This is a genomic window from Pantoea sp. E956-1 (assembly GCF_982223955.1).
Window position 1 is genome coordinate 447,968 of the sequence record NZ_CEUYZP010000001.1, and the last position, 19,269, is coordinate 467,236.

The following is a 19,269-nucleotide window of genomic DNA, read 5'->3' on the forward strand; positions in this document are numbered from 1 at the left end:
ATCCGGCCTGTCTATCAGCGCGCGCAATTCCCGCCAATTAACGCCTGCTCATCACAGCGACGGCCATTCACTAACTGACACATCCCCACTCTCGAGCCATCCAGCTGATGCGAAAATGCCAGCGTTCCCCCCGCATTTGAACAGGTGCTTTCTGCCAGGGAAGACATCACCACCCGTGGCTGAATGTGGGCGGCGGTGGCTTGTTGCGGTGGCTCGTTATCATCACTGTTGCTGCTGCAGGCAGAGAGTAATAACGCGGCACCGGCCAGCAAAAAGGTGGCTGCTTTCATCAGTCGGACTCCGGGAATTGGGGGAAAAGGCTGGCTCAGCATATGTCAGGCAGCACAAGGGGTCGAGAGGTGAAACAGCTTTTTACAAAATTCTCCGGCGTCATTTGCAAGCAGAATTATCTTGTTTACCTGTTATCGCTGAACTGTCACCCTTTTTCGGCCCCTATTCATTCGGAGTAAAGCCATGTTAATGGATATGTTAATTCGCATTGCGCTGGCCGGTATTCTCGGCGGCCTGATCGGCATGGAGCGCCAGATGCGGGCCAAAGAAGCGGGACTGCGTACCCATATTCTGGTCGGTATCGGCAGTGCTATGTTCATGCTGGTTTCCAAATATGGCTTCGCCGACATGCTCAACAACGACCATGTAGCACTGGATCCCAGCCGTATTGCAGCCCAGGTAGTCAGCGGCATGGGCTTCCTTGGCGCAGGCACCATTATGATTCAGAAGCAGGTGGTGAAAGGGTTAACCACAGCTGCAGGCTTATGGGTAACTGCAGCCATTGGTCTGGTCATCGGCAGCGGCATGTATGAGATTGGCATTTATGGCACGGTGCTGGCGCTGGTGGTGCTGGAAGTCTTCCGCCGCCTGAGCCATTTTCTCATCGGCAAACACCATACGCTGCTGGTTTTCCTTAAGCCCAAAAGCGTGCCGCTGGTGCTGCTGGTCATGCAGCGGGAAGGCATTCGCTACGGCAATGTGACGGTGATTAATCGGGATGAGGAGAGCGGTCTGTGTGAACTCAGCGTTCAGGTGACGCTGTCCCGAAAATCAAATGATGCTCACCTCTATGATAAGGTCATGGAGATAAAAGGCGTCCAGTCGCTGGAGATGATGTAAATTATCTCCCCACAAAGACCATTCCTGCTTAATACAGACAGGTCAGCGCCAGAGCTTTGCAGAAGGCGGTTATCAGCACTCACCGCCTTCTGCCCTCCTGACGCAAATTCCTCTCATTTCAGAAACAGAAAATCATGCAGCCTGACCTGAGACATAGAGCTCGCCGGGAATTAATGCCATAATCCGTTATTGTTTATTAGCGTAATAATTTACCCGGGGAAAAATGCGCCAAAACTCTGACCATCCTGACGATACGCTGCCCGCTTCTGAACGTAAATGTAGCCGGCCAGCATTGAGCATGCTTATTTTTACGCTGATTGCGAGCGCGCTGGCCATTATGATGATCCTCGATCATCGTAACTCTATGAATAATGCGCTTGAGACAGGACAGTGTCTTGTGGAGGAAGGCGCTGAAAGTTTCCTGGATGTACTCAGACATTTTTTACATCATGCTTATCGCTGGATTTTTAAAGCCTGCGGCTAGCGATAATAAATTCAGTGCAGCAGAAAATGCAATAGACCGTGTCGGTTTACCAGCAGTAAAATGCCGCAATACATAACTGCAACATAGCAGAGTAAAAAGAGTATCAGCGTAATGATAAATCTGATGCCCTGTTTTTTTATATTCTGTGTATTATCCGAATCGCTCATAGACCTTAACAGTTATTTCAGGATTTTTTTCATATACAATGTCAGAAATTTACGGTATTCATCAGCAGACTTATTGATTAAATGTGCGGAACGATTGACTCAACGCCTGACACATCAGATTAATCCGCCTGAATAGAAATCTCAAGCATTTTTTTCTCAGCTTACTGATTTTAAAAGCTTAACGCCTGCCAAGCCGCCTGACAGAGTAATAGGCTGTGCCAGAATAACAGCAACATATAAAAACAACGATCATTTAACGACGTTGTGAAAAAGCGAATGTGTTTCACCTGCACCAACCGATATTATAAACCAGTATGATCAACGCTTATTCAACGAATATCGCTTTTAAGACTCTGACCGTTAAAATAAGCAGCGGGCCATAAAATATTACAATCCCCTGCTGAAAGTATAGAAAAGACCTGAATTTGATTTGGGTCAAATCCATTGAGAACAAAATAAATTGCATTTATGTGTGATTGACTGATAACGGCGCATGCTGTTTTTTTTACTCAATGGTAGCGCTGATGAAATTTCTTTTAATAATTTCTGTCATTTTTATGACCGCAGGTTGTGCGGCGAAAAAAGATAATGCACGGGCTGATGCTTTCCGGACATCACCGCCATCCTGTTCGATGCACAATGATGAAATCGACTGTCAGTGGAAAGATGTTCCTGCCAGCTGACATCACACAGCTGAACGCTATCCGTGTTACCTGAGCCCACAGGGTTTTAGCAATGGCCTGGTAAGGTTTGCCCTCTTCCTGTCACGGAGACAGCGGTATCACTTTCCGGCGCTGTACCCCTTAACGGGCACAGTCTGCCGGATGTCCCGCACAGCTATCCGCTGATTACTTCACTCCAGTACTGGCATTCGCGTCAACAATCCGTACCATACGCTGCATATTCGTGACACCGCAGTGAAGTGTCTGGCTGAACGCGCGCAGCAATTTGCTGTTCGGCTACGCTTTCTGGTTTTTGAGATAGGTGAAAATGCAAGATAATCAAACGGTTGACAAGAAAGAACAGTACAACCTCAATAAACTGCAAAAACGTCTGCGTCGTAACGTCGGCGAAGCCATTGCAGATTTTAATATGATTGAAGAAGGCGACCGCATCATGGTCTGCCTGTCGGGCGGCAAAGACAGCTACACCATGCTGGAAATTTTGCGCAGTCTGCAAAAAAGCGCGCCGGTTAACTTCAGTCTGATTGCCGTTAACCTCGACCAGAAACAGCCGGGCTTCCCTGAGCATATCCTGCCGGAATATCTTGAGTCGCAGGGCGTTGAGTATCGGATTATCGAAGAAGATACCTACTCCATCGTCAAAGATAAGATCCCGGAAGGCAAAACCACCTGCTCACTCTGCTCACGTTTACGCCGTGGCATCCTCTATCGCGTTGCGACTGAGCTGGGCTGTACTAAAATTGCGCTGGGCCACCATCGCGATGACATTCTGCAGACGCTGTTCCTGAACATGTTTTACGGCGGCAAAATGAAAGGCATGCCGCCAAAGCTGATGAGCGACGATGGCAAGCAGATTGTGATCCGTCCGCTGGCTTACTGCCGCGAGAAAGATATCATCCGCTTTTCAGAAGCGCGTCAGTTCCCGATTATCCCGTGCAACCTCTGCGGTTCTCAGCCGAACCTGCAGCGTCAGGTGGTGGCCGATATGCTGCGAGACTGGGATAAGCGCTATCCTGGCCGTATCGAAACCATGTTCAGCGCGATGCAGAATGTGGTGCCTTCACATATGGCAGATATCAACCTGTTCGATTTTAAAGGCATTAAGCATGGCGATGCGGTAATTGACGGCGGGGATCTCGCCTTTGACAGGGAATCTCTGCCGCTGCAGCCTGTTGGCTGGCGGGCTGATGAAGAGGATGCCCCGGATACCAGCGCGCGTCTGGATGTGATTCAGATTAAATAAGTGCTGGAAAAGATTAAGGGCGTGCTGCTGGCAGCACGCCCTTTTTTTATATGTTGCGGTGCGGTGGTGGATCCATTATCGGCGGAAATTCCGGATCTGTCGGCGGATCAGGCTGGGGTTGTGGCTGGGGAATCGGCTCAGGAATCGGGGTCGGATCCGTGGGGATCGGCTCGCTGTTAAAAATCGCGCTCATGCCGTACTCCTTTTCTTGCGAATGGACTTTAAGTCTAGATAAGGAACGGCGCTACAGCCAGGCGGGCAAAAAAAAAGCCGGCACACTGGCCGGCATGTTTCGAATTAAATGTGCTATGCATTAATTCTAAATCAGGAAGTAAGACAATATGGAGCGCAACGCCCATCGCTTGACGTTGCATTCACCTGCGGGAGAGAGTTTGCTTCAGCGGGGACAATGGGTTCTTGATGTCGATCAGCTTTTGCGTCCTTTACTGGGTTTTCAGCGCAGATAACTGATGCGCTGCGCGTAACGCAGTCTGCGCTAGAGCCAGCGCCGTTTGCGCAGGTAGCCCGCAACCCCGACGGCCAGGGCCACCAGCAACAGACAGAAGATAGAGAAGCCGTATCGCCATTCCCCCCCCGGAATACCGCCCAGGTTGACGCCAAACAGGCCGGTCAGGAACGTGGCTGGCAGAAAAATCATCGCCATCAGTGACATGGTATAGGTGCGGCGGTTCATCGATTCCGCCATCGCCGAGGCGACTTCGTCAGCCAGAATCGCAGTTCGCGCGACTCCCGCATCCAGATCATCCAGCCCGCGTCCCAGTCGGTCGGCGATTTCCTGCATCCGACGCCGTTCGCTGTCATCCATCCAGGCCAGTTTTTCACTGGCCAGCCGGGCATAAACATCACGCTGCGGTGCCATATACCGCCGCATCACAATCAGCTGTTTGCGCAGCAGACCGAGCTCACCTCGTGCTGGCATCCGCTGGTCAAGCAGCGCATCTTCCAGCTCAATGATTTTGTCATGTAAATCTTCGATAAACTCGCTGGTGTGATCGGTCAGGGCATCACAGATATCGACCAGCCAGCTGCCGCAGTCAATCGGGCCGTTACCGTTTTGCAAATCCGTGAGCACTTCATCGACAGCAGAGACTTTACGTCGCCGGGTCGAGACGATGAGCTTATCGTTGATGAACATCCGCATCACCACCAATTGATCGCGGCGCGCATCGCTGTTGTGGTTGACGCTGCGCAGCACGATCATAAAGCCGTCGCCCAGCCGGCTGACGCGGGGACGCATGCTGTCACCCGCCAGGGCGTCACGCACAGTATCCGGGATCTGTGGCGTTGACTGCAGCCATTCCGCGCTCTTACGGTGGGTATAGTTCAGATGCAGCCAGCAAGGCTGCTCACACTGGATGACTTCATCTTCAGCAATCGGGATCATCCCACCCTTGCCATCCAGCTGGCAGGAAATTATGGCATCAGAAACCTGTAAAGCTTTTCCCTGAATTACGTCCACACCGTCTCCTCACTACTAAAATCAATACGATACAGTCTAGCGTGATGGCGTTGAGTTGCAATCTCCGGGCTGTGTAGAAAGATGTCAGCAGGTGGCCGGCAGACCGGCCATCACAGGGTTAGTGTTTTTCAATCCAGAGTTCGCGGCTATAGGCGACATCTTCAGGGTTGGTGATGGGATAGCCTTTGACCCAGGGTTTGATCAGGCGACCATTGGTGTACTGGTAGATCGGGGCGATGGGAGCCTGATCTGCCAGAATTTGCTCGGCACGATTGTAATCACTGTTGCGGGCCTGATCGCTGGTCTCGCGGCTGGCTTTGGCGATAACTGCATCATAATCGGCATTGCTGAAGCGCGCGATGTTGCTGCTGTTGCCCGACGTCAGCAGATTCAGGAAGGTGGAGGGCTCATTATAGTCACCGACCCACGAGGCACGGATAACATCGAAGTTTCCGCTGTTACGACTGTCGATGTAGGTTTTCCACTCCTGATTCTCCAGCGTGACATCCACACCGAGGTTCTTTTTCCACATCGAGGCCACAGCAATCGCAATTTTCTGATGGCTCTCGGATGTGTTGTAAAGCAGTTTGAGTTTCAGCGGCTTCCCGGGACCATAACCGGCAGCAGCAAGCAGCGATTTGGCCTGCGCGTTCAGGCTGTTCTGATCATGCTGTTGTAAGAATGAAGGCAGCGGCTTAAAGCCTGCAGTGACGTCGGGCGTGAAGTGAAACGCCGGTTTTTCCCCGGTGCCCAGCACTTTTTCAGCAATCACTTTCCGGTCGATAGACCAGGAGAGCGCTTTGCGAACCCGCACATCGGCCGTCGGCCCTTTCTGCGTGTTAAACGCGTAGTAATAGGTGCCTAACTGGTCAGGTGTGTAGACCTCTCCGGGCAGAGTTTTCTTCAGGAGCGCATACATGTTTTTAGGGAAGGATTCGGTGATATCAATATCGTTGGAACGATAACGTTTAGTGGCGCTCGACTCTTCATTAATGGGCAGAAAGGTCACTTTTGTCAGCACCGAATGCGCATCATCCCAGTAGTGAGAATTACGTGTCAGCACGATTTTTTCGTTCACCACCCGCTCGCTGAGCTGATAGGCTCCGTTGCCCACCAGTTTGCCGGGTGCCGTCCAGCTGTCACCCTGTTGCGCAATGATTTTCTGCGGCACCGGGAAAAGCGCCACGTTAGCCACCAGCGCCGGGAACCACGGCACCGGACGGTCCAGCGTCACCATCAGTTGGTTTTTACTCTGAGCGACCACACCCAGCTTATCGGGTGTCATTTCGCCTTTGGTAATGGCTGCCGCATTTTCAATGCCGCTTAAGCCCGCAAACCAGGCAAATGCTGAACTGTTTTTCGGATCGACCAGGCGCTGCCAGCTGTAGACAAAATCCTGCGCGGTGACCGGCTCACCGTTCGACCAGCGCGCGTTGTTACGCAGCGTGAAAACCCAGGTTTTGTTATCGCTGCTGCTCCAGCTCTGGGCAACGCCTGGCACGATTTTGCCCTGCGCATCCTGATTGGTCAGCCCTTCAAACAGATCGCGAATAACCTGAATTTCAGGCAGCCCTACCGCTTTAAGCGGATCGAGCGAAGCGGGTTCATCTTTAATATGGCGAACGATCTGCTGCTGTTCAGCCAGCTGTGCGCCTGCGGGTGGATTCGCCGCGATGGCGGGTGTGATGATGCTGCTCAGGCTGATTGCTGCCAGCGTCATGCGAAAGGTCTTGACCATTATCACTCCTTTACCCCAAAGAAGCGCTGCATCAGTCTGTTGCCGATGCAACTTGTGCAGGGCACTTTAGCGCAAATGACTGACAGACAAATAGCTATTTTCCGCACACGGCTTTTCCGCTACTTTTAGTAAAACCCTTTGAGGAATTAATTATGTCGCCACTCCATCCACGTCCCCTGCGCGGCAAACTGGACGTTCCTTACCAGCAATATGGCCGCTCAGTGCTGGGTGCGCCCCTGCTCTGGTTTCCGGCGCCGCTGGGCGATTCTGACAGCGGTCTGATTCTGGCGGGTACTCACGGTGATGAGAATGCGGCTATCGCGACACTTTCCGCCGCATTACGGACGCTGCCCGATGGAATGCGGCGGCACCACGTGGTATTGGCGGTGAATCCTGATGGCTGTCAGCTCGGCCTGCGCGCGAACGCAAACGGCGTCGATCTCAACCGCAACTTTCCGGCGGCCAACTGGCAGTCAGGCGAGACGGTGTATCGCTGGAACAGCGCTGCCGATGCGCGCGATGTGGCGCTCTCGACCGGGACTCATCCCGCTTCTGAGCCTGAAACCCAGGCGCTCTGTGCGCTGATTCATCAGTTGAAACCCTGCTGGATCGTCTCATGGCATGAACCGCTGGGCTGTATTGACGACCCGCATCAGGCCGGGATTGGTGGCTGGCTGGCCAGTCACACCGGCCTGCCGCGGGTGAGCAGCGTCGGTTATGACACGCCAGGCTCATTCGGCAGCTGGTGTAAAGATCTCAGTCTGCCCTGCGTGACCGCTGAAATGCCGGTGATTTCAGTGGATGAAGCCACTGAAACCTACCTGGAGATGATGGTTAATCTGCTGCGCTGGCAGCAATGATCAGCTGACCGTTGCGCACGTTAATCGCCGGTTCTGCATCCACCGCCAGCCAGGTCGGCCCGTCGAGATCGGCAAAGCGGGTCTGCGGTACCAGCGGCAGTGCGGCGCGTATCGCCCGCGAGGTGCAGAGCATGCAGCCGAGCATGACCGTAAACCCCTGCTGCTGAGCCGCATCGGCCAGCGCCAGCGCCTCGGTCAGCCCGCCCGCTTTATCCAGCTTGATGTTGACCATCTCATATCGGCCTCGCAGCGACGTCAGACTTTCGCGGGTGTGACAGCTCTCATCGGCGCAAATGGGTAATGGATGGATAAAGTTCTCCAGTGCCGCGTCCTCACCCGCTGGCAGGGGCTGTTCCAGCATCGCCACATTGATGTCTGCCAGCAGCTGACAGCGAGCGGCCAGCCCTTCGGCGTGCCAGGATTCATTGGCATCCACAATCAGGGTCGCGTCCGGCACGGCGGCGCGGATCGCCATCAGCCGTTCGGTAATGAAATTATTATCCAGCTTAATCTTCAACAGGGTTGCCCCATGCTGCCACAGCGCCAGCGCGCTGCTGGCCATCGCCTCGGGGGTATCAATGCTGACGGTCTGCGCGGTCACTACATCCTCAGGTGCGGTTACGCCACTAAGCTGCCAGAGGCTGCTCTGCTGCTGGTGTGTGGCGAGATCCCACAGTGCGCTGTCAATGGCGTTGCGCGCAGCCCCGGCGGGCAGCGCCTGTTGTAACGCCTCGCGCGTCATGCCCTGTTGCAGCGCGGGCAGCAGCGTGGCGATTTGCGCCAGTACCGACGCCTCGCTTTCACCATAGCGCGCATAAGGCGTCGCTTCGCCAACGCCTTTTACGCCGTCTTCCTCAATTTCAATCACCACCACTTTGACTTCAGTCCGGGTTCCACGGGCAATGACAAACGGCGTATGCAACGGCCAGGCTTCGGGATAACTTTTTACCGTTCTCATTTCCACTCCACAATGTGTGACGCAGTGGCAGACCGCCACGTTAAATTCCACAATTGAACTCGTAAACCCTTAACATTTATGTCATAAACAACGGCTATCTTTAGCCGTTTTGTGTCAGATCTTCTTTATCATCAAAAGGAATCACTATGTCTCAGACTGTTCATTTTCAGGGTAACGCCGTACCAGTTGCTGGTCAGTTTCCTCAGGCTGGCGATAAAGCCAAAGCTTTCACACTGGTCGCTAAAAACCTGGTCAACGTCTCACTCTCTGAGTATGCAGGAAAACGCAAAATTCTGAACATTTTCCCCAGCGTTGATACCGGTGTCTGTGCTTCATCGGTGCGCAAGTTCAATCAGGCCGCGAGCGAGCTGAATAACGCCGTGGTGTTATGCATCTCTGCCGATCTGCCGTTTGCTCAGTCGCGCTTCTGTGGCGCAGAAAATCTGAGCAATGTGGTGACGTTGTCGACGCTGCGCGGCTCAGAGTTTAAATATGATTATGGCGTGGAAATTGCCGATGGTGCGCTGGAAGGCCTGACCGCACGTGCCGTCATTGTGCTGGATGAGAACGATAAAGTGATCTACAGCCAGTTAGTCGATGAAATCACCACTGAGCCTGATTATGACGCTGCGCTGGCCGCACTGAAGTAATAAAAAAAGCGGATAACCAGGTTATCCGCTTTTCATCTTCTGTCTGTCGTTTATTCGCTTTCGGTGCGCTTCTGCCCCAGACCATATTCCCGCAGCTTATTGGCGATCGCCGTATGCGACACACCAAGCCGTTTCGCCAGTTTGCGGGTGCTGGGATAGGAGAGATAGAGTCGCGTCAGAATCGACCGTTCGAAACGGCTGGTAATCTGATCCAGCGTCCCTTCCATCGCCTCATCGCCCAGTGACACATCCAGAGCCTGTTCAGGCAACACGATATCCTGCGGACGCAGTTCGTAACCTTCCAGTTGGGTTAATGCCCGATAAAGCGCATTTTTCAGCTGACGCACGTTGCCAGGCCAGGCATAGCGGGTCAGAAAAGCGTTGAGTTGCGGCGAGAGTCGCGGACGCGCCATCCCCTGTTCATCTGCAAAGCGGGCAACAAACATCTCGGTCAGCGGCAGAATATCCTGCGGACGATCGCGCAGAGGCGGCAGTTGCAGCGTCAGTACATTGAGCCGGTAAAAGAGATCCTCACGAAACTCCCCGCGCTGCACCAGTTCAATCAGGTTCTTTTGCGTAGCGCAGATCACCCGCACATTGACATGCACTTCATGCTCTTCACCGACGCGGCGGAAGGTGCCATCATTGAGAAAACGCAGCAGCTTGGTCTGCATTCTCGGCGACATCTCACCAATTTCATCCAGTAGCACAGAGCCGCCGTTAGCCTGCTCAAAAAAGCCTTTCTTGCCTTCCAGCGCATTCGGATAGGCTCCGGCGGCATGACCAAACAGCTCGCTTTCGGCTACGTCGTCGGGCAGAGAGGCACAGTTCAGTGCCAGGAAGGGATTTTTCCCGCGGGCACTGCGCAGATGGCAGGCGCGTGCCAGCATATCTTTTCCGGTGCCGGTGTCGCCAACGATCAGTAAGGGCGCATCGAGCATCGCCAGTTTACGCGCCTGATCCACCACCTGCCGCATCTTCGGCGTGACAGCGATAATATGGTCAAACTCCGATTCGTCGGTGACCACCAGATTCTGCAACTGACGGCCCATGCGGGCAGTCGACTTCAGCATCACCATTGCCCCCACCGGCCTGTCGTCCTGGCCCTCTTCGCCCGGCAGGTAAATAGGACGCGCTTCCATCAGAAAATCGCGTCCCTCAATAACCACATGCTGCGCCTGCGCTTCAACCCGATCGCTCTCCAGCCAGCGCATGAAGTTGAAGCCGTTGATCAGGTTACCGGCGCTGAAATTGCGTATCTTCTCTTCATCAAGATTAAACAGGTTCTGTGCGGCCGGATTAGCCAGTTCGACTTTGCTTTTCAGATCGATGGAAAAAACCGGATCCGGCATCGCCACCAGCAGCGCACTGAGCGCACGATGCTCCCTTTCCGAAGGCATGTACGTTACCGTGCGCACATCTGTTACGCCAGGTGTACGCCGGATTTCAGCCATCAGATTACTGAAGGCGTCAAATTCCAGTGCAGAAAAGTTCAGGTAGATGCGGCCCAGCGCCGTGATTTCGATACCGCGTAAATCAATGTTGCGTGCCACCAGCAGATCGAGCAGTTCACGCGTCAGACCGAGTCGGTCCTGACAGAACACTTCCAGACGCATTGCGTTCGCCTTAATCAGGTTCAGATTAGACAATAATACGCTATCTGGCGCACCTGCAGAAAGGGATCTGTCAGGAAAAGTTGACAGGCCAGGCGCGTGTGGCGGACTTTTGTACTGCCCTGCTGGATGCGTCGAACCGCTACTGATTGTCAGCCTTTGTCAGCACCAGGCTGTTGATTACTGGCTGATTGCTGTATATTTTGCTCAACTGATTAGAAATGATTATAAAATGCTGACTTTCTTCGCAAAATACCTGACTGTGGGTCTGTTTACTACCCTGATTCATTGGGTGACATTTTTTATCTGCCTCAGCCAGGGGATGTTCCAGTCGACCGCTAACCTGATTGCTTTTTGCCTGGCCGTTACCTTCTCTTTCTTTGTTAATGCGCGCTGGACTTTTAAACAGCAGGCAACAGCCTGGCGTTATATCCTTTACGTCGCTTTCATGGGCGCGATGGCATTCACCGTAGGTGATCTGGCTGATCGGATCGGCCTCTATCCGATTATTACGCTGATTACCTCATCAGCTATCAGTCTGGCGTGTGGCTTTCTTTTTTCCCGCTTTATCGTATTTAAAGGAGAATAATGAAAATCTCTCTGGTGGTACCGGTATTTAATGAAGAGGAGGCGATCCCTCTTTTTTATCAAGCGGTCAGAAAATACGAAGCGCTGGCAGCCTGGCAGGTTGAGATTGTTTTTATCGATGATGGCAGTACAGACGCAACATATACACTGATTACCCAACTAAGCCAGAGCGATCCGCTGGTGCGCAGCCTGTCATTTATTCGTAATTTCGGCAAAGAACCCGCGCTGTTTGCCGGACTGGAAGCTGCAACCGGCGATGCCGTTATCCCGATAGATGTGGATTTGCAGGATCCGATTGCTATTATTCCCGAGATGATCAGCAAGTGGGAGGCGGGTGCTGATATCGTTCTGGCCAAACGGATTGACAGACGTGCCGATGGCCACCTCAAACGCAAAACCGCTCGCTGGTTTTACAAACTGCATAACAGTATCAGTCATCCGCAGATAGAGGAGAACGTCGGTGATTTCCGGCTAATGTCGCGTGAAGTCGTCGAAAACATTAAGCTGCTGCCCGAGAAGAATCTCTTTATGAAGGGGATTCTGAGCTGGGTCGGCGGAAAGACTGATATCGTGGAATATGTGCGTACTGAGCGGATCGCGGGCCACAGCAAATTCGGCGGCTGGAAGCTGTGGAATCTTGCGCTGGAGGGGCTGACCTCATTTTCTACCGTTCCACTGCGCATCTGGTCCTATCTGGGCTTCCTGGTCGCCTCGCTAGCCTTCCTGTATGGACTCTGGATGATCGTAGATAAATTGCTGTTCGGTAACCCTGTACCAGGCTACCCCTCTATCCTGGTTTCCGTGCTGTTTCTTGGTGGCGTGCAGCTTATTGGCATTGGCGTGTTGGGTGAATATATTGGTCGCATTTATATGGAAACCAAAAACCGGCCTCGCTATATTTTGCGAAAATCCGCGCCGACAAAAATCAACTCACCTCAGAACACCGATTAAATTGCCCGTTCAGGGGCAGAGAAGATGGCCAGATTAAAAAGGATGACTGATGATAGCCACTGATACCGGACTGACCCGCCGTCAGGTCTTTTTGCTTTTTGTAGTAGTTTTTCTGATTGCATACAGTCCCGCTTATTTAACCCTTTACGCCTATACCGATGACTGGACGAACCTCTACTGGGCTAACTTTGACAAGCTGAGTATTTTAAACTGGGACACGTTATCCGGCAGGCCGGTATATGGCATTATTCAGTACAGCGCCTCTTTTCTGGTGGAGAGCGTCGAACGCCTGGCGCTGCTGCGTTGTGTCGCAATTGTTCTGCTCATCTTTACCGGAAACTACATCTATACCCTGTGTGAGAAATATGCGCTGCTGGAGAACCAGGCTCAGCGGATCACCTTTGCGTTATTGCTTTGCCTGCTGCCCTCATTCCAGGTTTATATTGCATGGGCATCCTGCTTTCCCTATATCGCTGCAATTCTGCTGGCAGGTGCCAGCTACCGCTTCTCGATAAAACCGGGCATTACAGGACGCATTATAGCGGTCTGCCTGCTGACCATTGCCTTCTGTCTTTATCAACCGGCCGCGATGACCTTCACCTTCTTTGCCGCACTGGATTTGTGCCTTTCAGAGCGGAAAATCGATAAGAAGCGTGCGGTAATCTCTCTGATGGTGCTGGGCGCAGGAATGTTCGCAGCACTCATTGCCTCGAAGGTCCTGCCCGTCCAGCTTTATGGCCATTCACTGCCGCGTTCCGCGTTCAGCTACGACGTCCCGGTTAAGCTGAAATGGTTTTTCAGCGAATACCTTAAGAACGTTATCTGTAATTTTGACCTCGGCGCTAAAACGGTGTCGGTGATAATCTCATCCGTCATCATTGGTTTTGGATTGAAGAAAATTAAAGCAGCGGGCAATGACAAATTTTATCTGATGTTTATCTTACTGCTGATTGCCGCGCTGCCTAATCTTATCGTCAGTGAAAGTATGGCGGCCTACCGGACCCTGATTGCCGGTGCGCTGCTCACCACCAGCGCGTTTATTTTGGGCCTGTTTGAAATCAGCAAAAAGTTAAAATGGAAAAATGCCTTTTATGCCCTGCTGGTGATCGCTGCCGCCTCGCTGTCGATCAGTCACCTGATTAATGGCTACTCGGTACCCGCCCGCAAAGAATTTGCCCTGCTTGAGCAGGCAATCACTCAGCAGGTACCTAAAGATTTTCAGGGTGCGCTCTATTATCGGCTGACCGGCGAGTATCTGCCGAAAGTTGCGACGTTAAGAAAATATGACGACTTCGGCGGACTGGGGTTAAGCATGTCATGGACATTCGGCGGGATGGCGCATTTTATCAGGGAGAAAAATGGGATGGCCTACACGCTGCCAGCGGATCCGGTGATCACTGATGAGTCGGGCTGTCCGGGTGAGTGTCTGGTCATCGACTCCCGACAGGTGCTGCGTCAGGCACACTAATGAATAAAGGCGGCAATGCCGCCTTTAATTTGTCACGAGAGCGTCAGGCTGACTTATTGCCGCCCTTCTGCAGCGCCTCTTTTAACTGGCCCAGCAGCTCACGACGGAAATCGCCGAGCCGTGGCTTATCCTGCTCCAGCCACGGCAGTGGACGGCACAGCTCCATCGCTTTGATGCCCAGCCTTGCGGTCAGCAAACCCGCGCCAATGCCCTGCGCGGCGCGCGTGGAAAGCCGGGCGGCGATATCCTGCGACATCCAGTCCATACCCACTTCCCGCACCAGTTCGGAAGCCCCGGCAAAGGCCATGTTGAGCAGCACCAGTCGGAACAGCCGGATGCGGCTGAAGTAGCCCAGCTCAATGCCGTAAATAGCCGCGATGCGATTGACCAGCCGCAGATTACGCCAGGCGATAAACGCCATATCCACCAGCGCCAGCGGGCTGACCGCAATCATCAGCGTGGCTTCAGCAGCATGACGGCTGATTTCGCGCCGCGCCTGCCGATCCAGCACCGGCTGCACCAGCTGCGCATATAAGCGGACAATTTCACTGTCATTGTGGGTTTCGTGCAGCGAGGCATGCCAGCGCTGCAGGGCCGGATGCGCCTGATCCAGCTCTGCCTGCTGCGCCAGTTTTTCGCAGAAGGCCCGGCCTTTACCGATGCCATGACTGTGCAGCAACTCACGGCCCACATCCCGCTCCCCGGCGCGCTGACGCAGCTGATAAAGACGACGCCACTCGGTGGTCAGTGTGCCCACACCAGCCAGGACGATCAGACCACCCGCCACGCCGCTGCCCAGCGAAAACCAGTCGCGGGCCAGCCAGGCGTCATGTGTCCACTGCACACCCTGCGCAATCACGCTGACGCCAAACAGCAGCACGCCAGCGGTCACCAGTTTGCGCCACAGGCTGCGCTTAGGTTTCAGCGCCGCTTCTACCGCCCGTTCACCAGCGCCCTCCTCTTCGACAGCGACCTCTTCATCCTGCACCGCCAGAAACGCCGCCTGCGCTTCCGCTTCAAAAGTCTGCGCCGGGCGTAGCGGCGAGGTGCTGCTCTCATCCAGCGGACGGGCAAAATCGATACGCGGCTTCAGCGGATCATTCATCGCAATTTATCTCCCAATAAAAATTCCAGCGCGGCATCCATGCGGATATGTGGCAGCGGACGATCGACGTCAAGCTGCTGCGGCCGGAACTGTTCAAACTGAAAACCCTGCTGCTGCCAGAAAGCATTACCGGGCAGGCGCGGCGGGACTTCGCCCGGATAGACCGTGAGTGGCTCACCATCATCCAGCCGATGGCCGCGCAGGGCCGGAATCTTCTCGCCACGGTGATCGACCAGCCCGCTCTGCGTCGCCTGTACCGACGCCAGCCCGATGCAATCCATGCTGATCCCTTCAAACGCCGCGTTCTGCCAGGCATCCTGCACCAGCTGCTGCAACAGTGACACCATATTGCCGTGCTGATCGCTGGTGATGTGATCCGCCTTGGTGGCGGCAAACAGCAATTTATCGATCACCGGCGAGAACAAACGTCGAAACAGGGTTCGCTGACCGTAATGAAAACTCTGCATCAGCTGCGTCAGCGCCAGGCGCATATCGTTAAACGCCTGGGGCCCGCTGTTCAATGGCTGCAGGCAGTCAACCAGCACAATCTGGCGGTCAAAACGCAGGAAGTGATTTTTGTAGAAGCCTTTTACCACATGCTGACAGTAGTAGTTAAACCGCTGCTGCAGCATGCTGAAGTTACTGCCCTTGTCTGCCTGCGCCAGTTTAGTGAGTTGCGCTTCATCAGCCGTCGGCCAGGGGAAGAACTGCAGCGCGGGCGCGCCTGCCATATCCCCAGGCAGCACGAAGCGACCAGGCTGAATAAAGTGTAAGCCTTCCGATTTACAGCGATGAAGGTAGTCGGTCCAGGCAGCGGCAATCTCAGCCAGTTGGGTTTCATCTGCGGGGGCCAGCGGATCAAGTTTTTCGCAGAGGGTACGCCAGGGCTTAGCCCACTCAGCACGATCGCCCTGAAGCAGACCGTTCATCTGCCGGGACCAGGCGAGGTAATCCTGCGCCAGCATCGGCAGATCCAGCAACCATTCACCAGGATAGTCGACAATCTCCAGATAGAGCGTCGCGGTCTCTTTCAGGTGACGCAGCAGCGAATCATTGGGACGGTAACGCAGCGCCAGACGCATTTCGCTGACGCCGCGGGTGGGTGTGGGCCAGGCAGGCGGGGTGCTGTATAGCTGTGCCAGCCCTTCGTCATAGGTGAAACGGGCGGTGCCCATATCACGCTGGGGCACCCGCTTTACGCCTAACAGGCGCTCATCCCGCACCACGGAAAACAGCGGCAAACGCGCACCGCTGTGAACCGTTAAAAGCTGATTAACCAGTGAGGTTATAAAGGCGGTTTTACCGCTGCGGCTTAATCCGGTGACCGCCAGCCGCAGGTGGCGATCAACGCCACGGTTCATTAACGCCATTAATTCAGTTTGCAGTCTTTTCATCTTTCTCCCTGATGAAGCGCGATGCCACCCGGTTCATCACGCGTTTCAGTAATGGCTCAAGCGCCACAGCCAGCAGCAGACGTAAGGGGCGACGCGCTACCGATTTCACTGCCCAGCCAGTAACACCGGCGGGACCGTAGGTAACAGCATTAATAATGATGAATCTGGCGGCCGACTTCAATGCAGGTGCCGCGCGGTGACGAAAACCAGTGGATCGCGAAAAAGACATCAACACCTCCATTGAGTAAGCGAACGGGCCTGAAACGGCCCGGCGATAGAATAATCAAATCTGGCGGAATCGGCTGCGCACGCTGAAGGTTTCAGACGTTACATAGCGTTCCACGTCACGCACACTGCGTTCATCCTGCTGCAGGGCGTTCTCCAGTTGATCCAGCAACTCGCTGGCGGTGGGCTGGCGCTCAGTCCGGGAGGCAGAGGCGGGTTTCACATCCAGCACAAAACCCAATACAAAGTAGGCGATCACCGTAAAGAGAAACAGACCAAAGAACAGTGATAACACCACGATGACACGCAGCAGACGAACCGGAATATCGAGATACTCTGCCAGGCCAGCGCAGACGCCCATCAACTTTCCTTCGTCAGGCTTGCGCCACAACTTGCGGCCTTTCATCATGGTTGCCTCCAGTTGGGATGTTCGGCGTCCAGAATCGCTTCCAGCGCGTCGATGCGTTCGCGCATCCGTTGCGCATCCTGGGTGACGCGCTGCAGGCGCTGGATTTCGCCTTGCGACAGTTCCGAACCGCCGTTGCGTTTGCCGTTGTAATGCAACCATAACCAGATCGGTGCGACAAACAGCACGAAAATCGTTAGCGGTATGGCGAGAAAAAGTGCGCTCATTGACTCTCCTTAATCACTTATCGCAACGTCGATGATTACTCACTGCGGTTCATGCTGGCTTTCAGCGCATTAAGCTGCTGGCTGATTTCATCGTCTGCTTTCAGGTCAGTAAACTGCTGGTCCAGGGTTTTTGGTTTACCAAAACCGTGACTTTCTGCTTCCGCTTCCATATGGTCGATACGACGTTCAAAAGATTCGAACCGTGCCATCGCTTCGTCGATTTTACCGCTATCCAGCTGACGACGAACGTCGCGTGATGAAGAGGCTGCCTGATGACGCAGGGTTAACGCCTGCTGACGGGCACGTGTCTCACTCAGTTTTTTCTCCAGCTCGCTGATTTCGCCTTTCATGCGCTCCAGCGTCTCTTCAACCTGGCCCACTTCCTGTTTCAGTGAGGCGATAAGATCGGTAAGTTTCTGTTTTTCAATCAGCGCGGAACGGGCCAGATCATCTTTATCTTTGCGCAGCGCCAGCTCCGCTTTTTCCTGCCACTCAGCCTGCTGAATCTCCGCCTGCTCAATACGGCGTGACAACTGTTTCTTTTCAGCCAGCGCCCGCGCAGAGGTGGAGCGCACTTCAACTAAGGTGTCTTCCATTTCCTGAATCATCAGCCGGACCAGTTTCTGCGGATCTTCCGCACGCTCCAGCAGGGAATTAATGTTGGCATTAACGATGTCGGCGAAACGAGAAAAAATACCCATAATGATGTTCCTCTTTAAATGTTTTAAAACGTGAAGTCCTGCTGAGTTAATACAAAATGCGTGCCAATTTTATATTCAATTGATTTTTATCATGTTTTAAATTTTACAGCCCTTCCCGCTTGTTTTAAGATAGTCAAAATGATTAAGGGGTGGCGAAATTCATCATGACAGGCAATAGCGATAATCTCCTGGGTGAGTCGAACAATTTTCTTGAGGTGCTGGAACAGGTTTCCAAACTGGCCCCCCTTGAGAAACCGGTACTGGTGATTGGCGAGCGTGGGACGGGCAAAGAGTTGATCGCCAGCCGACTACACTATCTCTCTGATCGCTGGCAGGGGCCGTTTATCTCGCTCAACTGCGCCGCGCTGAATGAAAATCTGCTCGATTCTGAACTGTTCGGTCATGAGGCTGGCGCCTTTACTGGCGCGCAGAAGCGCCATCTTGGCCGGTTTGAACGTGCTGACGGCGGCACGCTGTTTCTGGATGAGCTGGCAACGGCACCGATGCTGGTTCAGGAAAAGCTGCTCAGGGTAATTGAATATGGACAGCTGGAGCGGGTCGGCGGCAATCACTCCCTGCAGGTAAATGTGCGACTGGTCTGTGCGACCAACGAAGACCTGCCCGCGCTGGCGGCGGCGGGAAAATTCCGCGCCGATCTGCTGGATCGTCTGGCCTTTGATGTGGTGCAGTTACCGCCCCTGCGCGAACGACGCAGCGATATACTGGTGATGGCCGAGCATTTCGCTATCCAGATGTGCCGCGAACTCAGCCTGTTACTGTTTCCCGGATTTACCCGACGGGCGCAGCAGGTTCTGCTTGATTACCACTGGCCTGGCAACGTTCGCGAGCTTAAAAATGTGGTGGAGCGTTCGGTTTATCGTCATAACAGCAGCGAGCAGCCACTGGATAATGTCATCATCAACCCGTTTGCTACGCGCCCTGAACCGATTGCTGTCATCCGGACCAGTCAGGAGGCGGGTAGCAGCGCACTGCCTGCCCTGCCGCTGGATCTGCGTCAATGGCAGAATCAGCAGGAGCGGGAGCTGGTGGAAGCCAGCCTGCAGCGGGCTCGTTATAACCAGCGCCGTGCTGCGGGCTTATTAGGTGTCACCTATCATCAGTTGCGCGCGATGATGAAGAAGCACGATATAAAAGCAGAGAGTTAATTAACGCCACCAATCCTATAATTCTCTCGGC

At 53.8% G+C, this 19,269-nt stretch carries 22 protein-coding genes; 10 read left to right on the forward strand and 12 right to left on the reverse strand.

Features of this window, described 5'->3' with window-relative positions; translation table 11 throughout:
* Positions 1-14 precede the first annotated feature (14 nt).
* On the reverse strand, positions 15-290 hold the full coding sequence (locus AC0T7J_RS02165) for a putative hemolysin (RefSeq protein WP_003853763.1): 276 nt from the start codon (positions 288-290) through the stop codon (positions 15-17).
* Positions 291-474: 184 nt separating this feature from the next.
* Between AC0T7J_RS02165 and AC0T7J_RS02170 the strand changes: the two genes are divergently transcribed.
* From AC0T7J_RS02170 to ttcA, 4 genes are all read left to right on the forward strand, one after another.
* Positions 475-1,131 (forward strand): MgtC/SapB family protein, encoded by a 657-nt coding sequence (locus AC0T7J_RS02170; protein ID WP_473791847.1) that lies wholly within the window; start codon positions 475-477, stop codon positions 1,129-1,131.
* A gap of 223 nt (positions 1,132-1,354) precedes the next feature.
* The gene (locus AC0T7J_RS02175; protein WP_473791849.1) at positions 1,355-1,615 is read left to right on the forward strand and encodes a hypothetical protein; all 261 of its coding nucleotides are present in this window, start codon (positions 1,355-1,357) and stop codon (positions 1,613-1,615) included.
* A 691-nt stretch (positions 1,616-2,306) separates the two neighbouring features.
* Positions 2,307-2,465: a hypothetical protein gene (locus tag AC0T7J_RS02180; RefSeq protein WP_473791851.1), complete on the forward strand. Its 159-nt coding sequence runs from the start codon at positions 2,307-2,309 to the stop codon at positions 2,463-2,465.
* 307 nt (positions 2,466-2,772) lie between these two features.
* On the forward strand, positions 2,773-3,708 hold the full coding sequence (gene ttcA, locus AC0T7J_RS02185; RefSeq protein WP_473791853.1) for a tRNA 2-thiocytidine(32) synthetase TtcA: 936 nt from the start codon (positions 2,773-2,775) through the stop codon (positions 3,706-3,708).
* 46 nt (positions 3,709-3,754) lie between these two features.
* On the opposite strand, the gene ynaL is transcribed toward ttcA, so the two are convergent.
* From ynaL to AC0T7J_RS02200, 3 genes are all read right to left on the reverse strand, one after another.
* Complete coding sequence (gene ynaL / locus AC0T7J_RS02190) at positions 3,755-3,901, reverse strand: proline-rich small protein YnaL (protein ID WP_189327931.1); 147 nt, start codon at positions 3,899-3,901, stop codon at positions 3,755-3,757.
* 303 nt (positions 3,902-4,204) lie between these two features.
* Positions 4,205-5,188, reverse strand: a complete 984-nt coding sequence (gene zntB / locus AC0T7J_RS02195; protein WP_473791855.1) for a zinc transporter ZntB — start codon at positions 5,186-5,188, stop codon at positions 4,205-4,207.
* A 118-nt stretch (positions 5,189-5,306) separates the two neighbouring features.
* The gene (locus AC0T7J_RS02200) at positions 5,307-6,926 is read right to left on the reverse strand and encodes a peptide ABC transporter substrate-binding protein (RefSeq protein WP_473791857.1); all 1,620 of its coding nucleotides are present in this window, start codon (positions 6,924-6,926) and stop codon (positions 5,307-5,309) included.
* A gap of 152 nt (positions 6,927-7,078) precedes the next feature.
* Between AC0T7J_RS02200 and mpaA the strand changes: the two genes are divergently transcribed.
* Positions 7,079-7,786 (forward strand): murein tripeptide amidase MpaA, encoded by a 708-nt coding sequence (gene mpaA, locus AC0T7J_RS02205; RefSeq protein WP_473791858.1) that lies wholly within the window; start codon positions 7,079-7,081, stop codon positions 7,784-7,786.
* Here mpaA and ycjG read toward each other — a convergent pair.
* Positions 7,761-8,744 carry an L-Ala-D/L-Glu epimerase gene (gene ycjG, locus AC0T7J_RS02210; protein ID WP_473791859.1) on the reverse strand — a complete coding sequence of 328 codons (984 nt, stop codon included), beginning with the start codon at positions 8,742-8,744 and terminating at the stop codon, positions 7,761-7,763. The genes mpaA and ycjG overlap by 26 nt on opposite strands.
* A 146-nt stretch (positions 8,745-8,890) precedes the next feature.
* Between ycjG and tpx the strand changes: the two genes are divergently transcribed.
* Positions 8,891-9,394 (forward strand): thiol peroxidase, encoded by a 504-nt coding sequence (gene tpx, locus AC0T7J_RS02215; RefSeq protein ID WP_473791860.1) that lies wholly within the window; start codon positions 8,891-8,893, stop codon positions 9,392-9,394.
* 50 nt (positions 9,395-9,444) lie between these two features.
* Here the strand turns inward: tpx and tyrR are convergent, their stop codons facing one another.
* On the reverse strand, positions 9,445-11,010 hold the full coding sequence (gene tyrR, locus AC0T7J_RS02220) for a transcriptional regulator TyrR (protein ID WP_473791862.1): 1,566 nt from the start codon (positions 11,008-11,010) through the stop codon (positions 9,445-9,447).
* 229 nt (positions 11,011-11,239) lie between these two features.
* On the opposite strand from tyrR, the gene AC0T7J_RS02225 reads away from it, so the two are divergent.
* From AC0T7J_RS02225 to AC0T7J_RS02235, 3 genes are read left to right on the forward strand one after another with little or no spacing between them, the layout of a single operon-like run.
* Complete coding sequence (locus AC0T7J_RS02225; RefSeq protein WP_473791864.1) at positions 11,240-11,596, forward strand: GtrA family protein; 357 nt, start codon at positions 11,240-11,242, stop codon at positions 11,594-11,596.
* Positions 11,596-12,546 (forward strand): glycosyltransferase family 2 protein, encoded by a 951-nt coding sequence (locus AC0T7J_RS02230; protein WP_473791866.1) that lies wholly within the window; start codon positions 11,596-11,598, stop codon positions 12,544-12,546. Before AC0T7J_RS02225 ends, AC0T7J_RS02230 begins: the two co-directional genes overlap by 1 nt.
* 49 nt (positions 12,547-12,595) lie before the next feature.
* Positions 12,596-14,014, forward strand: a complete 1,419-nt coding sequence (locus AC0T7J_RS02235; RefSeq protein WP_473791868.1) for a hypothetical protein — start codon at positions 12,596-12,598, stop codon at positions 14,012-14,014.
* A 43-nt stretch (positions 14,015-14,057) separates the two neighbouring features.
* Here the strand turns inward: AC0T7J_RS02235 and AC0T7J_RS02240 are convergent, their stop codons facing one another.
* From AC0T7J_RS02240 to pspA, 6 genes are read right to left on the reverse strand one after another with little or no spacing between them, the layout of a single operon-like run.
* Positions 14,058-15,119, reverse strand: coding sequence for a YcjF family protein (locus tag AC0T7J_RS02240; RefSeq protein WP_473791870.1), 1,062 nt, complete (start codon positions 15,117-15,119; stop codon positions 14,058-14,060).
* A complete protein-coding gene (locus tag AC0T7J_RS02245) occupies positions 15,116-16,513 on the reverse strand; it encodes a YcjX family GTP-binding protein (protein ID WP_008925258.1) in 1,398 nt (465 codons plus the stop codon). The genes AC0T7J_RS02240 and AC0T7J_RS02245 overlap by 4 nt, the downstream gene beginning before the upstream one ends.
* Entirely contained in the window at positions 16,494-16,742 is a 249-nt protein-coding gene (gene pspD, locus AC0T7J_RS02250) for a phage shock protein PspD (RefSeq protein WP_473791872.1), read from the reverse strand. The genes AC0T7J_RS02245 and pspD overlap by 20 nt, the downstream gene beginning before the upstream one ends.
* A 54-nt stretch (positions 16,743-16,796) precedes the next feature.
* Entirely contained in the window at positions 16,797-17,147 is a 351-nt protein-coding gene (gene pspC, locus AC0T7J_RS02255) for an envelope stress response membrane protein PspC (RefSeq protein WP_473791874.1), read from the reverse strand.
* A complete protein-coding gene (gene pspB / locus AC0T7J_RS02260) occupies positions 17,144-17,371 on the reverse strand; it encodes an envelope stress response membrane protein PspB (RefSeq protein WP_473791876.1) in 228 nt (75 codons plus the stop codon). The genes pspC and pspB overlap by 4 nt, the downstream gene beginning before the upstream one ends.
* A gap of 35 nt (positions 17,372-17,406) precedes the next feature.
* Positions 17,407-18,072: a phage shock protein PspA gene (gene pspA, locus AC0T7J_RS02265; protein ID WP_473791878.1), complete on the reverse strand. Its 666-nt coding sequence runs from the start codon at positions 18,070-18,072 to the stop codon at positions 17,407-17,409.
* Between the two features lie 164 nt (positions 18,073-18,236).
* On the opposite strand from pspA, the gene pspF reads away from it, so the two are divergent.
* On the forward strand, positions 18,237-19,238 hold the full coding sequence (gene pspF / locus AC0T7J_RS02270; RefSeq protein WP_473793166.1) for a phage shock protein operon transcriptional activator: 1,002 nt from the start codon (positions 18,237-18,239) through the stop codon (positions 19,236-19,238).
* Positions 19,239-19,269 lie beyond the last annotated feature (31 nt).

Coding starts and splice junctions, on each gene's coding strand:
- ttcA (WP_473791853.1), top strand. CDS start 2,773: ATGCAAGATAATCAAACGGTTGACAAGAAAGAACAGTACAACCTCAAT.
- pspC (WP_473791874.1), bottom strand. CDS start 17,147: ATGATGAAAGGCCGCAAGTTGTGGCGCAAGCCTGACGAAGGAAAGTTG.
- AC0T7J_RS02230 (WP_473791866.1), top strand. CDS start 11,596: ATGAAAATCTCTCTGGTGGTACCGGTATTTAATGAAGAGGAGGCGATC.
- AC0T7J_RS02245 (WP_008925258.1), bottom strand. CDS start 16,513: ATGAAAAGACTGCAAACTGAATTAATGGCGTTAATGAACCGTGGCGTT.
- AC0T7J_RS02225 (WP_473791864.1), top strand. CDS start 11,240: ATGCTGACTTTCTTCGCAAAATACCTGACTGTGGGTCTGTTTACTACC.
- tyrR (WP_473791862.1), bottom strand. CDS start 11,010: ATGCGTCTGGAAGTGTTCTGTCAGGACCGACTCGGTCTGACGCGTGAA.
- AC0T7J_RS02165 (WP_003853763.1), bottom strand. CDS start 290: ATGAAAGCAGCCACCTTTTTGCTGGCCGGTGCCGCGTTATTACTCTCT.
- AC0T7J_RS02170 (WP_473791847.1), top strand. CDS start 475: ATGTTAATGGATATGTTAATTCGCATTGCGCTGGCCGGTATTCTCGGC.
- AC0T7J_RS02180 (WP_473791851.1), top strand. CDS start 2,307: ATGAAATTTCTTTTAATAATTTCTGTCATTTTTATGACCGCAGGTTGT.
- pspA (WP_473791878.1), bottom strand. CDS start 18,072: ATGGGTATTTTTTCTCGTTTCGCCGACATCGTTAATGCCAACATTAAT.
- AC0T7J_RS02240 (WP_473791870.1), bottom strand. CDS start 15,119: ATGAATGATCCGCTGAAGCCGCGTATCGATTTTGCCCGTCCGCTGGAT.
- tpx (WP_473791860.1), top strand. CDS start 8,891: ATGTCTCAGACTGTTCATTTTCAGGGTAACGCCGTACCAGTTGCTGGT.
- pspB (WP_473791876.1), bottom strand. CDS start 17,371: ATGAGCGCACTTTTTCTCGCCATACCGCTAACGATTTTCGTGCTGTTT.
- mpaA (WP_473791858.1), top strand. CDS start 7,079: ATGTCGCCACTCCATCCACGTCCCCTGCGCGGCAAACTGGACGTTCCT.
- AC0T7J_RS02175 (WP_473791849.1), top strand. CDS start 1,355: ATGCGCCAAAACTCTGACCATCCTGACGATACGCTGCCCGCTTCTGAA.
- ycjG (WP_473791859.1), bottom strand. CDS start 8,744: ATGAGAACGGTAAAAAGTTATCCCGAAGCCTGGCCGTTGCATACGCCG.
- pspF (WP_473793166.1), top strand. CDS start 18,237: ATGACAGGCAATAGCGATAATCTCCTGGGTGAGTCGAACAATTTTCTT.
- pspD (WP_473791872.1), bottom strand. CDS start 16,742: ATGTCTTTTTCGCGATCCACTGGTTTTCGTCACCGCGCGGCACCTGCA.
- AC0T7J_RS02200 (WP_473791857.1), bottom strand. CDS start 6,926: ATGGTCAAGACCTTTCGCATGACGCTGGCAGCAATCAGCCTGAGCAGC.
- AC0T7J_RS02235 (WP_473791868.1), top strand. CDS start 12,596: ATGATAGCCACTGATACCGGACTGACCCGCCGTCAGGTCTTTTTGCTT.
- ynaL (WP_189327931.1), bottom strand. CDS start 3,901: ATGAGCGCGATTTTTAACAGCGAGCCGATCCCCACGGATCCGACCCCG.